General features: G+C 44.9%; 10 protein-coding genes and 1 pseudogene. 6 read left to right on the forward strand and 5 right to left on the reverse strand.

Annotation, left to right across the window (positions count from 1 at the left end):
• The first annotated feature begins 280 nt into the window (after positions 1 to 280).
• The 3 genes from ABW391_RS20730 (at position 281) to htpG (ending at position 3,692) form a co-directional block, all read left to right on the forward strand.
• The gene (locus tag ABW391_RS20730) at positions 281 to 511 is read left to right on the forward strand and encodes a hypothetical protein (protein WP_353483828.1); all 231 of its coding nucleotides are present in this window, start codon (positions 281 to 283) and stop codon (positions 509 to 511) included.
• Between the two features lie 175 nt (positions 512 to 686).
• The gene (locus ABW391_RS20735; protein WP_353483829.1) at positions 687 to 1,160 is read left to right on the forward strand and encodes a hypothetical protein; all 474 of its coding nucleotides are present in this window, start codon (positions 687 to 689) and stop codon (positions 1,158 to 1,160) included.
• Between the two features lie 663 nt (positions 1,161 to 1,823).
• Positions 1,824 to 3,692, forward strand: a complete 1,869-nt coding sequence (gene htpG, locus ABW391_RS20740) for a molecular chaperone HtpG (RefSeq protein ID WP_353483830.1) — start codon at positions 1,824 to 1,826, stop codon at positions 3,690 to 3,692.
• Here the strand turns inward: htpG and ABW391_RS20745 are convergent.
• The 3 genes from ABW391_RS20745 to ABW391_RS20755 form a co-directional block, all read right to left on the reverse strand.
• Complete coding sequence (locus ABW391_RS20745) at positions 3,689 to 4,777, reverse strand: DUF8532 domain-containing protein (RefSeq protein WP_353483831.1); 1,089 nt, start codon at positions 4,775 to 4,777, stop codon at positions 3,689 to 3,691. The two genes, htpG and ABW391_RS20745, sit on opposite strands and share 4 nt — an antisense overlap.
• Before the next feature lie 172 nt (positions 4,778 to 4,949).
• Entirely contained in the window at positions 4,950 to 5,912 is a 963-nt protein-coding gene (locus ABW391_RS20750) for an AAA family ATPase (RefSeq protein ID WP_353483832.1), read from the reverse strand.
• Positions 5,913 to 6,203: 291 nt separating this feature from the next.
• On the reverse strand, positions 6,204 to 6,752 hold the full coding sequence (locus tag ABW391_RS20755; protein ID WP_353483833.1) for a chlorite dismutase family protein: 549 nt from the start codon (positions 6,750 to 6,752) through the stop codon (positions 6,204 to 6,206).
• A 535-nt stretch (positions 6,753 to 7,287) separates the two neighbouring features.
• Between ABW391_RS20755 and ABW391_RS20760 the strand changes: the two genes are divergently transcribed.
• Entirely contained in the window at positions 7,288 to 8,724 is a 1,437-nt protein-coding gene (locus tag ABW391_RS20760; protein ID WP_353483834.1) for an AAA family ATPase, read from the forward strand.
• 164 nt (positions 8,725 to 8,888) lie between these two features.
• Here ABW391_RS20760 and ABW391_RS20765 read toward each other — a convergent pair whose 3' ends face one another.
• Entirely contained in the window at positions 8,889 to 9,725 is an 837-nt protein-coding gene (locus tag ABW391_RS20765; RefSeq protein ID WP_353483835.1) for a DUF6671 family protein, read from the reverse strand.
• A 296-nt stretch (positions 9,726 to 10,021) separates the two neighbouring features.
• Positions 10,022 to 10,502 (reverse strand): annotated as a pseudogene (locus ABW391_RS20770) (PhzF family phenazine biosynthesis protein); the annotation flags it as partial.
• Between the two features lie 334 nt (positions 10,503 to 10,836).
• Between ABW391_RS20770 and ABW391_RS20775 the strand changes: the two are divergent.
• Both ABW391_RS20775 and ABW391_RS20780 read left to right on the forward strand, forming a co-directional pair.
• Positions 10,837 to 11,412, forward strand: a complete 576-nt coding sequence (locus tag ABW391_RS20775; RefSeq protein WP_353483836.1) for a hypothetical protein — start codon at positions 10,837 to 10,839, stop codon at positions 11,410 to 11,412.
• A 62-nt stretch (positions 11,413 to 11,474) separates the two neighbouring features.
• Positions 11,475 to 13,142, forward strand: a complete 1,668-nt coding sequence (locus ABW391_RS20780; protein WP_353483837.1) for a UxaA family hydrolase — start codon at positions 11,475 to 11,477, stop codon at positions 13,140 to 13,142.
• The last annotated feature ends 34 nt before the right edge of the window (positions 13,143 to 13,176 follow it).

Below are 13,176 nucleotides of genomic sequence, written 5' to 3' on the forward strand. Positions count from 1 at the left end.
TTTGTCACTTTTTGTCTGATACAAAAAGTAACCAAAAAAATCAAGGCTGTATTGAAATCCTACGATTTTGCGAAAGCTCCGGCGGCGCGAAAAAAACTCGCCCCTCCTGCGTCGGGGCTCAAACAGTTTTTCGCTTAACCCGCCTCCACTTCCGCAAAATCGGGATTTCAATAAGGCCTTTTCCGCATTGCTATGGAAATTTTTGATTAGACGAATATTTTAGGCGCTGCGTAATGTGAGTTTGTAACTGTAACTTTAAGACGCTAAAATCAGTATACACATGATTTCAATTCACGAAGTAATCCAACTTATTGAAGGATTCAGTCTGAGGGAAAGGCTGATCATCATCGAAGAAGTACTAAAAAACATCCGTGAGGATAAGTCCATCGAGTTGCCTAAAATCGAGACGCAACCTTCCATTATGTCTTTAGCCGGGATAATGGATGATGAGGAAGCCAGAGTTTGGTATGGCGCAGTGGAGGATGCCAGAAAAATAGATCAGAATGAGTAGTAGATATTTGCTGATTTTTTGAAATTCACAAATATAAAAAATACAATCTACTCCACTGATAACCCCTTTTCCTTGGATAACTAGCCGCTTTTGCCTTTCTTTGACGCGAAAAAGTTCAGGAGAAAGAAGGTACCTCAACTACACACAGCTCTCGGAACGCTAAAACTGTAAAGCAATGCTTTTCATAGACGAAAAAACCATCGACCTTGCCATTGACGCCATCAGTGATTCTGACGAGCGTTACGATGCCGCACTTGAATCCATCGAATCACAGCAAGCAGAATTGATGGCCTACATTTTTGGGGAAGACGAGGCTACCTTCAGCGATGAAGAAAAAGATTTTCTCCTTTACCTGTTGTTGATCATTTGGGAGGCCATTAGCCTGAAAGTCAAGCCCATTGTTCCCATTACCTCTGCCGCGCTTGCCGAAGCCGAAGAAGGCACCTGGGAAAGTATGGAAGCCAACGTTGGCAAGAAATTCCGCGAAAGACTGGACGAATTCTTTGAAGAAACCAAGCAGGAAGACTTGCTCGCTTTCATCGAAGATGCACTGTTGGACGACGAAGAATCACCCGTGAGCAAAGAAGGCCGCGAACCCATGTTTGTGATGCTGAAAGCAGTGATTGATACGATTGATAAGTTGAATTAAGGATTTTATTTTCTGTTTGGCGTGTAAGGAGAAGACTAAAAATACAAATGGAGCGTTTGTACTAGAGAAAAAAAAAGCCGGTTCTCCCCCCTAAATTGGAACCGGCCCTAAATATTCATTCAGGTTTACTTCCGAAATTGATGATTGGTTTGGGCAATACATTTACTACTTCAACTTTGTTGAAGCAAAATTTGGATTGCCAATCCAATTAAAATAAAGCAGTGAACATCCGGATCAAGCGTCCCCCCTTTGTTGATCGTTCAGTCCACTGCAAGCTCTTGTTTGGTGTTGCTTTTTGTCAGGCAAAAGGCAATACGACGCAAGTATACATAACAAAATGCCACAAAATGAAATTGGTGTGTAGATAGAGATTGGGCACAGAAATTGTGCGAAATTTGTAGAAAGCTCTTTTTGGTAAGTATCAAAATGTAATACAAAGTAAAGCAAAAAAGATGACTATAACAATAGGTACGTATTATTTTTTTTTACACTTGAAGAAAATACCCAATTGAGGGTATGCTTGCGCGGCAGATTAAACAGGCTGCGGCAGAAAAATGAGCCAGGTAGTCGGTTGTGGTACTTGCCTGGTGTCAAAATGGCAGCAAACACCAGCGTGGCATGTTGTTTGCCGGGTAGCAAGTAAAAGATAAAAATTCTAGAGCCATGCAAAAAGGAAACATAGCCGTACAAACGGAAAACATTTTTCCCATCATCAAACGCTTCTTGTACTCAGATCACGAGATTTTTCTGCGTGAATTGGTTTCCAACGCTGTAGATGCGAGCAACAAATTAAAAGCGCTTTCCCGCCGGGGCGAAGCCAAAGGCGAAATTGGCGAACTCAAAATTGAAATCCTCATCGACAAAGATGCGCGTACCATCACCATTCGCGACCACGGCATCGGGATGACCGAGGAGGAAGTAATGAAATACCTCAACCAGGTTGCGTTTTCCAGCGCACAAGAGTTTTTGGAAAAATACAAAGACGAAACCAACATCATCGGTAATTTCGGTCTGGGTTTTTATTCGGCTTTCATGGTGGCTTCTACCGTAGAAGTACAAACGAAATCCTGGCAAGAAGGCAGTGCTGCCGTGCGTTGGATCTGCGAAGGCAATCCCGAATATACGCTCGAACTGATTGAAAAAGATACCCGCGGTACCGACATCATTCTGCATGTTGCGGAAGATAGTGTAGAGTTTTTGGAAAACGAGCGCATCGCTGGCTTGTTGGAAAAATACTGCAAATTCTTGCCCATTCCCATCCAGTTTGGTACCAAAGACGAGACCATCGAAGAAGGTGAAGGCGAGGAAAAAACCGAGCGCACCATCCAGGTAGACAACATCATCAACACCCCGGATCCAGCCTGGCGCAAGCAACCTGCCGATTTGACCGATGAGGACTACCGCAATTTTTACCACGAACTGTATCCCCACAGCTACGAGTCTCCGCTGTTTTGGATCCACCTCAATATTGATTACCCTTTTACGCTCAACGGGATCTTGTACTTCCCCAAATTGGGCAATAGCCTGGAAGTACAGCGCAACAAAATCCAGCTTTATTCCAATCAGGTTTTTGTAACCGACAGCGTAAAAGAAATTGTACCCGAATTCCTGACTTTGCTGCACGGTGTGATCGATTCTCCGGACATTCCGCTCAACGTGTCGCGCTCCTACCTGCAAGCAGACAGCAACGTCAAAAAAATCAGCGGCTTCATCACCAAAAAAGTTGCCGATAAGCTGGCCGAGTTGTTCAGCAAAGACCGCGCTGATTTTGAATCCAAGTGGAGCGATCTGGGCATCTTTGTCAAATACGGCATGCTCAGCGACGATAAATTCTACGAAAAAGCGGTCAAATACGCCTTGGTGAAAAACCTGGAAGGCCAGTTTTTCCCGATCGAAGAATACGTTGAAAAAATAAAACCAACCCAGACCGACAAGCACGACAAGGTTGTCATCATCTATGCAACCCAACCGGATGCGCAACATACCCAAATCGAGGCTTGCAAGGCTTATGGTTACGACGTTGTCGTGATGGATCAGCCCATGATCGATAGCCCGTTTATGCAGCAACTGGAGTACAAACTCGGCTCGGTGGTGTTTGTGCGGGTTGATTCCGATACGGCAAGCAACCTCATTCAGAAAGATGAAAAACCAGAACTGGTTTTGAATGAGGAAGAAAAAACCAAAGTGAAAGACCTCTTTACCGGAGTAGTTACCGATCCAGGTGGCAGAGTGGAAGTACAGGCTTTGTCGCCACAAGATGCGCCAGTACTCATCACCCGCCCCGAATTCATGCGCCGCATGAAGGAAATGCAGGCCATGCAAGGCATGAGCATGGACGGATTCCCCGATTCTTTCCAGGTCATCGTCAATGGCAACCACGAACTGGTGACCAAAAGAATCTTGCAGGAAACCGATGAAACAAAACGCACCGCTACCGCCAAATACCTGTACCAATTGGCCCTGCTCAATCAGGGCATGCTAAAGGGTGCAGAGTTGACAGAATTTACGAAGCGAAGCCTCGAGCAGCTTTAAGGCTTGGTTTCCGTCCGTTGGTGTTGCAGCAAAAACTGCAGCTCCAACAACTTATCAACTTGACGTGCATTGTTTCCATCCACAAAGCCGGCGAGCATTACTGGTGATCCGGGTGGAAAATCGGGGAGTTGAATCAAAAACGGACCATTCGCTGTTCCAAGCGACCACAATCCTCGCCATTCCGTGGCGGGGATTGTTTTTTGGTAGTGAATGGTACTGGAATACATGGCAGGATCTTTTTCTTTGATCCCTATTTGTCCGCCGCCAGCCAGTGCCACCGGAGCAGGCGTGCGGTGCAGGATTCCCTTCAAAACAGCGGTGGGCTGAGTGGCGGCCCGTTCTCTTTCGGCCGCCGTGGTGCGGCGCAACAAAAGCCATAGCGAGCCTCCTTCGGGATAGGGGTAGTGCAACCAGGTAATCGAGTCGCTACTACTCAGTAGTTGGGTACCCCGGGGCAAATCCAGGTCAATTTTGTGGCTTTCCCAGATTTTGCGGTTGAGCGATTCATCCGGTTTTTTGCGAAACAAACTGCTTTGAAGCAGTGTAGCTTCGTTTTCCCGTATTTTTTGATAAATCAGAGGGTAGTATTGCTCCCAGAGCGGCAAAACTTGTTTTTCTTCGCTGACCGCAATCACCATCACCCGCTGCGGATCAGCCCAAACCTTATCGAGGGTAAACGCCTGATTGTCGCGCCATTGCTTCAATTGCTCTTGGCTAAGCCGACTTTCAATGATTTTGGCCAAAGCCTGCTCAGGTGCATTGGCCGAATACTTGCGGATGATGACCAAACAATTGCGCTGCGCCAAAAAATTGGGGTTGCTTAAAAATCGATTGGGCGATAGGTACTGGATGTTGAACAGCGGTTGCGCAGGAGAGACAAATGGAAAAATGGAGGTGAAATTCTGGCGCACTTGTGCACCAATTTTGCCCTGCCACCATACGGTATCCATCACGATGGTCAGTTCGTTGAGCTTTCCCAGCGCAGGAGGCAAGGGCTTATCGGGGCTATCTTTGGAGCAACTCGATCCAATGAAATAGCACAATCCCAGGCAGAGCATGAATTCCCAAAAAAAGGTACGAGACATGACGGATGTGTTTCGTGGATAAGAGTACAAAAAAAATTCCAGAATACCCGATAGAAAAGCAGGAAAAAATTCCAGAAGAGTACCAACGCAAAACGGCGCAGAGCAACTCCGCGCCGTTTCAAAAGCGTCAAAAGGCTTACAAACTAAGTAATTTTTTGCGTCAAACTAAGAACTAAAACAAGCCCTTGATGATGTCTTCTTCCGAGATGCCTTCCGCTTCCGCTTTGTAGTTGCGCACAATCCGGTGGCGCAATACATAGTTGGCAATGGCTTGCACGTCTTCAATGTCTGGAGAATATTTTCCGCTGATGGCTGCATGGCATTTGGCACCCAACACCAGGTATTGCGAGGCACGAGGCCCTGCTCCCCAGGAGATGTAATTGTTGACCGTCTCGGTGGCCATCGGTGTTTTGGGGCGGGTTTTGGTGGCCAGTGATACGGCGTAGCGCAACACATTGTCGGCAATCGGAATCTTGCGAATCAATTGCTGGAAGCCCAAAATCTGCGCACCAGCCAGGATGTGATTCAACTTGATCTCTTGCGCAGTCGTAGTGCCACGTACCACATCCAATTCTTCTTCGTAAGAGGGATAGTCCAGCGTGATGTTGAACATAAAGCGGTCGAGCTGTGCCTCGGGCAGTGGGTACGTACCTTCCTGTTCGATGGGGTTTTGGGTAGCCAGTACAAAAAACGGCTTGGGCAGTTCGTGGCGGGTACCACTCACCGTAACCGATCTTTCTTGCATGGCCTCCAATAAGGCCGCCTGCGTTTTGGGTGGCGTGCGGTTGATCTCATCGGCCAGTACGATATTGGAGAACAAAGGGCCACGGTTGAACTTGAAGTGTCGGTCTTCATCCAGGATCTCTGATCCCGTGATATCGGAGGGCATCAAGTCAGGCGTAAATTGGATGCGCTTAAAATCGAGGTCAAGTACTTCGGCGATGGTGCTTACGAGCAGGGTTTTGGCCAATCCAGGCACGCCCACCAGCAAACTGTGTCCATTACTAAACAAGGCGATAATCACGGCTTTTACCACATCATCCTGCCCTACAATTACTTTTCCAATCTCTTTCTTCAGATCCCTGTAAGATTGCGCCATTGTGTCAACGGCTTCAACGTCGGATTTATATTCCATTCAGCTAAAACTTTAAGTATTCTCACCAAGAACGAACGAAAATACTGCTTTGTTGAAATCTTGCATAGGTTGGAGTGAAAAAAAAGCAAGATGGTCGATAATTAGCCAAAGTACGCTGCACAAAACCGCACGAAAATCCCGTAGTAAATAGGGAATCCTCCCAATGATTGCAGCTAGCGTACAGGGCTGCCGAAGGTGTGGCATCAGAATTGTGTCTGCCCTTACTAATGCCCATCGTTATTCCGTCTGCCCCAATATTGCAAACCCCCTTATTGTCTGCTGTGTTTTTCTTCATGCTTTTATTAACCTAATGTCAATTTCTCTATCCACATAAAGCCATTCTTCAGTTTGTCGCAATGAAATGACAAGGTCTTCAAATGCATTAGAAGCTTCTGGTGCATACTCAAACCAAGTCAGAAAATCAAAGGGTTGTCCTATGTCTCTACAATGATAAAGTTTGCGTGCAATAGCTGGTAAATATTTTAATCCCGTCTGGGTATGATGTGATTTGGTTTCAAATATTTTCCTTCTTTCGTCTTGAGCCATTATCCACCAAGCTTCAGTCTTACGAATTGGAATTAAAGCAGCACAAGTTGCTGTTGGTCGCCCCAATTCTGATTGAACCGAATTTAGTTGTTCCCTTTCAAGTTTTTCAGCGTAACGAATATTACTTGTAAAACCTTTTAATGTCCAGACGCCATAATTTTCTTCTGTTGGTGAACTTTGTAAAATGTCAATATTTGAGACGTTGTCTAAGCTCTGTCCGCATAGAGTGTCCATACTTACAACTTCCCAAATTCCTTTATCTCCACCGATAAAGTCAAAAAAATTAGTTGCCATAATCTTTTATTAAATGAACGACTTTTTTCTAACATAGCAGGTAACGCGCTGTGGCTTTGCGAAATTCAGAAAAAGAAGCGAGTGAAGCAAGGATTTTTTTCGGAATTTTCTAAGCCGCCGTTGTACAAAAGGCGACCGAAGGGAGAACTTTGTACAACGCGGAAATATGCACAATTGTCGCGTCCACTTGATAAAAATAAACCAGGCGCGCTAAACCACAAAATATCAGCGATTTTTAAATTCACCAATCTGATCATGAATAAATTAATCGAAGACACACCGCTCCGGGACTTTCGAAACAATCCAAAATGTGCAGTACGCTAAGACCCTTTTTTTCCAACATCAGCACTCTCTTACAATGATTTTAGCGACATTCCGTTTGTTCCCTATTTCCGACCCAACTGGTTTGAGATGTGAAAAAATATTCATACCGGGCGAAATGTAGGTTGATTTACCTACATTTCGCCCGGTATATTTTGAATGCTGGGCGAAATGTAGTATTTTCAACCCACATTTCGCCCAAAAAATTATTGCCATGCCTGACACACTCATCGGTCGCAAAGAGGAACAAGCAATTCTGCACGAAGCCTTCAATACAGATAGAGCTGAAATGGTTGCCGTTTTTGGACGTCGGCGGGTAGGTAAAACCTTTTTAATCAAACAATCCTATCAAGACCATATTGCCTTTGAGTTAACCGGCTTGCAAAGCTTAAACAATGAAGAACAGCTTCAAAATTTCAGCAACCAATTGGAGACCTTTAGCCAAAGCCCCGTTCCAGCGAAAACACCGACCAATTGGCTGGATGCTTTTTTCATGCTCGCCAAATTCCTGGACCAACAACCCGTGGATAAAAAACGGGTGGTTTTTTTTGATGAAGTCCCTTGGTTAGCAGGCAATAAATCGGGTTTTATCATGGGGTTAGGCTGGTTTTGGAACAGTTGGGCCGAAACGCGAAACATTGTCGTGGTGATTTGCGGCTCGGCGGCCTCCTGGATGATTCAGAAAATTGTGAATGATCGAGGTGGTTTGCACAACCGCATTACCAAGCGGGTGTTTTTAGAACCTTTCACCTTGAGCGAAACAGAAACTTACCTCCAAAGCCACAATATTTTCTACAATCGTTACCAAATTCTTCAAATCTATATGGCAATTGGCGGTATTCCGCATTATTTGAACGAGATCAAAGCGGGGAAGAGTGCCACGCAAAACATCAATGATATTTGTTTTTCTAAGAACGGCTTGTTGCGGGATGAGTTTTCAAGGCTCTATGCAGCGCTCTTTGCCAATGCGGATCACCATATTGCAGTAGTCAGCGCCTTGGCACAATCTCGACAAGGTTTGACTCGCCCCGCTATTGTTAAAAATGCTGGAATATCAGAAGGTGGCAATACCTCCAAAGTGTTGGAAGAATTGGAACAATCGGGCTTTATTACGTCCTATTATCCCTTCGGCAAACGCAAAAAAGACATGCTTTACCGCCTAACTGATGAATATTCCTTGTTTTATCTCCGTTTCATCGAACACAATAAAGACAGCGGGAGTGAAACTTGGAATCAACTGAGTCAAACCCCAAGCGCCAAAGTTTGGTCGGGTTATGCTTACGAAAACGCCTGCTTGAAACACCTGCCCAATATCAAAAAAGCCTTGGGCATTTCCGGCGTTTATACTCAGGCTTCCACTTTTTTATTCAAAGGCACTGATGAAGAAAAAGGTGCACAAATTGACCTCGTTTTAGACCGCAATGACCAAATTATCAACCTATTTGAAATCAAGTTTTACAATACCGAATTTACACTATCGGAAGCCGACGCCAAAGCCTTGCGCAATCAAATGTGGACTTTTAAAGAAAAAACAAAGACTAAAAAACACTTAATGATTGTGCTAATCACCACTTTTGGTATGGAGCACAATAAGCATAGTCTTGGGTTGGTTGAAAAAATCCTGACGATGGACGCTCTTTTTGATTATTGAAGCTATAATAAACTACATCATGGAGTCAATTGCCGTTACCAAAGGTTCCGTTCAACCCTGCCTTCATTCTTGGCATTGCCTGCCGAACGAAGGCTTAGTTGTTATGTGGCGGTGGCATTCAGTCCTTCTTTTATGTTTTCTAATGTGCCTATCTGATTCATTTTTTATGGATTACAATAGTCGCAATACATTGGGTCTTCTGTAGTTTTATTATTAGGATAAATTTCTTCTTTTGTGAATTTGCAATGCTGGCAAGTGTAAAGGTAACTCAACGTTGAGTTTGTTGGTGAACCGCATAAACTACATTCAAGTCCTTTCTTTGCATCTGTTATTCCAAAACCTGGCATTTGGCACTGGGGACAGGCAGATTTAATTTTTTGAACTAATTTTTGGGTTGCCTTTTCAATCACATTCATTCGTGTCGGGTTATACATCGCTCTCATATCCGTTTCTGCATAAACAGAATTGTATTTTGAATAGAGATACTCAAATGTTCTTTCCAAAGTTTCAATGTCGATTATACCTTTGTGAATGGCTGTATTTTCGTCTTTTGATTTACGAAGAATTAATCCGTGTTTGGGAAAATCGATTTGGTTAGCAAATTCTAATAGCTCTTTTTGGCTTTGTATTTGCTTTCCATTAAAATTAGTAGAAGTGCTTAATTCTCTTTCTATAACTTCGATTTTATTCAGGGTATCAATGAAAATTAAAAATTCATCATCGGCATTTACAAAAAACATAGATGGATGTGGCCCGAAGGAACCCTCACTGGCAATTCCTAAATCACAGTTGTTTATTTTCATTGCTTGCAAACACTTTTCTCTTGCGGTAGAAATCGGGTCAAGTTCTCTTTCTATTTCACCGGTAAAAGTCCCCAAAACATCAGTGTCAAAAGTTTCATCTACAAAACAAGTAACGCCTAACTCTTTTTCAAGAATTGGTGCAATCACGCTTTCTTTTTGATGCTTTGTAGCTATGATCAATACTCTATTTTGAAACATTGAAATAAAATTTAGCTATTGTTTTGAAGTTGTTAATGCTTGTCCTTTTTTTATTTCGTTAACGATGCTAATATTTTTGATTAGAGTTCTTTCTTTCATTGTACAAAAGTTTAACGATGTACGTCCTGCCCGAACAAAAGCTGAACAGGGTTACAAATGCTTATTGTTATTGGGTCTGCCCAACTTGCACAAAACCCAATATTGCCAGCAGTTTTATTCTGTCCACAAGCTGCCGATTGAATATGTTCTTGCTTGTCCACAGATGATAGTTAATTTGGTCAAAAACTGTCTGTCTATTTTTAAATTTTTAATTTCCGTTTCGCTTTCATAAACTAAAACGTAGTCTCTTGATTTGAGAACTTCTTTTGGCTTAATGTTTAATGATTTTTCTATTGTCGCAGGTAAACTATTGGCAACGGGCATTCTTGCTGGAAAGTCCATTTTGTAAAGGTCATTGTCAACCGAAACTGTTAGGTCGCCACTTAAAGTTTTAAAAATTATTGAGGCACTTTTGTAATCTAGAATTGTCTTTAAGCAATGAGCAGTTGCAAGAGTGGCGTGACCACATAAGTCCATTTCAATTTCAGGTGTAAACCAACGTAAATGAATTTTGTCGCCTTTGTCTACAAAAAAAGCAGTTTCAGCAACAGCATTTTCCTTTGCGATTTTAAGCAAAATGTCATCTGTTAACCAATTGTCCAACGGCACAACACAAGCTGGATTACCGCCAAATATTTTGTCAGTAAATGCGTCTATTTGATATAGGTTATGTTTCATTTTAGTGGTCTTCAAAAGTTACAGCCAACTTGCTGCGGCTTTGCGAAGTTCCGAAAAATAATGGAGCGAAGCGAGGATTTTGTACAACACTTAAATATGCACACTTGTCACATCCGCTTTGTAAAAATAAACCAAGAGCACTAAGCCACCAAATATCAGCAATTTTTAAATTCACCAATCTGTTAATAAATAGATTAATCGAAGACGCACAACATCCACAACAATCCAAAACACACAATCTCCTGCGCCCCACCTTTTCCATCCCCAAATTCTGATCCATCCAAAACCCAGGACTTTATTATTTTCAAGCGATTTATCCAGACACAACACTGCTATGCCTACACCATCAATCAATTTGCACAAATATGCCTTGGCAATACTGCTCTTGCTGACCCTCTGCACTTGCCTTCACGCCCAAATCCCCACCCAAATCAAGGGCGTTTTTCCCCAAATGGCCATCATCAGCGACCACAAAGACCGCACCGAAGCAGGCATTGGAGCCGTCATTCCCTGGGCCAATAAGCTCTGGGCGGTGGGGTATGTCGCGCACATTCGTGGCTCGGGACTGGGGCTTTACGAAATCAGTCCCGACATGACCAGCCGCCGCCACCCGGCCAGCTACACCGGGACGTATGCCAACCGCTTCATCCACAACCAATCCGATCAGGCTTTCATTGGCCCCTATGCCATCGATACCCTCGGCAGAGTACGCATCATCGAAGACCTGAAAAGACACCGCCTCACGGGTACGATGCAACACCTGGTTCACCCCAATTCGATGGTTTATTTTCTGACCATGGAAGGGTTGTTGTTCGAAACCAACGTCTATACTTTAAAAAGCGTGCTAGAGTGTGGAGAAACTTATGAGTTAATGCACTACTTACCCATACTCAAATATTTCAAAACCTAAAATCAGGAAGTTAATTTTTCTGCGTTACTTACCCTATATTTGGCAGGCTTAGAACAAACAAAATGACAACAAGAACCATTCACGCGTATCTGCAAATTCACCCCAGTGACAATGTGCTGGTGGCCTTGCAAGACTTGCCCAAGGGCAGAACCATTGACTTTGGCGGACAACAGTTTGAACTCACCACCAACGTACAAGCCAAGCATAAATTCAGCCTCGAAGACCTCGCCAGCGGCGACGAAGTGATGATGTACGGCGTACTCGTAGGCAGGGCCACCCAGCCCATTGCCAAAGGCGAAGCAATTGCGACCTACAACTTGCTGCACGAAGCCGAAGAATACAGCATCGACAAACTCCAGCCCTACCACTGGACTGCCCCCAATGTCGACCACTGGAAAGACCGAACCTTCCTGGGCTATCCCCGCAAAGATGGCCGCGCAGGCACCCGCAATTACTGGCTGGTGATCCCTTTGGTGTTTTGCGAAAACCGCAACATCCTAATCATGAAGGATGCCCTGGAGCGCGAACTTGGTTTTGCCCAACCCGAAAAATACCGCGATCAGGTACGGCTGCTTTTGGAGGCTTTCAAAAGTGGCAGCTTGGCCGAAGTACAGGATTTGGAAGCAGCAACCGATGCGAGTTTACCCGCTCATCCCAGCCCCATCTTGCCCAATGTGGATGGCATCAAGTTTTTGACCCACGAAATGGGTTGCGGCGGCACCAACCAGGACGCGCAAACTCTGGCGGCAGTTTTTGCCGGGTTTTGTGTCAACCCCAACGTAGCCGGGGTTACCGTGCTGAGCCTGGGCTGTCAAAAAACCAGCCTGGAAGACCTGCAAACCGAAATCAAACTGCGCAACCCCAATTTTGACAAGCCACTCCTGTACTACGACCAACAAAGCTACGGCACCGAACACACCTTGCTGAGTACCGCCATTCGCGATACCTTCAAAGGTTTGGTCGAAATCAATAAAATCGAGCGCCAACCTGTTCCAGTATCCAAGCTAAACATCGGGCTGAAATGCGGTGGTTCCGATGGTTTTTCGGGCATCTCCGCCAATCCTGCCTTGGGCTACTTGTCGGATGTGATGGTTGCCTTGGGAGGACAAACCTTATTGGCCGAATTTCCTGAACTCTGCGGCGTGGAGCAATCCCTGATCGACCGCTGCGAGCGCCGGGAAGACGCCGAAAAATTCGTGATCCTGATGCAGGAATATGCTGCTCAAGCCGCCGCAGTTGGCGCTGGTTTTGACATGAATCCCTCCAAAGGCAACATCAAAGACGGCCTGATCACCGATGCCATCAAGTCGGCTGGCGCGGCCAAAAAAGGCGGCAATGCCCCCATCACTGGCGTACTCAGCTACACCGAACAACCTGCGCATCCAGGCTTGCACCTGCTGTGTACTCCCGGCAACGATGTACTGGCCACCACGGGCATGGCCGCTTCTGGCGCCAACGTGATCCTGTTTACCACCGGGTTAGGCACCCCAACCGGCAACGCCATTACACCTACGGTAAAAATTTCGACCAATACCCGACTGGCTGAACGCATGCCCGACATCATCGATTTCAACTCCGGGCCAATCATTTCTGGCGAAGAAACCATTCCCGAAAATGGCGAAGCCCTCCTGGAATGGATCGTAGCACTGGCCTCTGGAAAACACCGCTGCAAAGCAGAACTGCTGGGACAAGACGATTTTATCCCCTGGAGACGTGGGGTGAATTTGTAATACTTCCATACAAAAACAAACAAACAAACAAACA

Source organism: Haliscomenobacter sp. (assembly GCF_040403615.1).
In the GTDB taxonomy this organism is placed as follows: domain Bacteria; phylum Bacteroidota; class Bacteroidia; order Chitinophagales; family Saprospiraceae; genus Haliscomenobacter.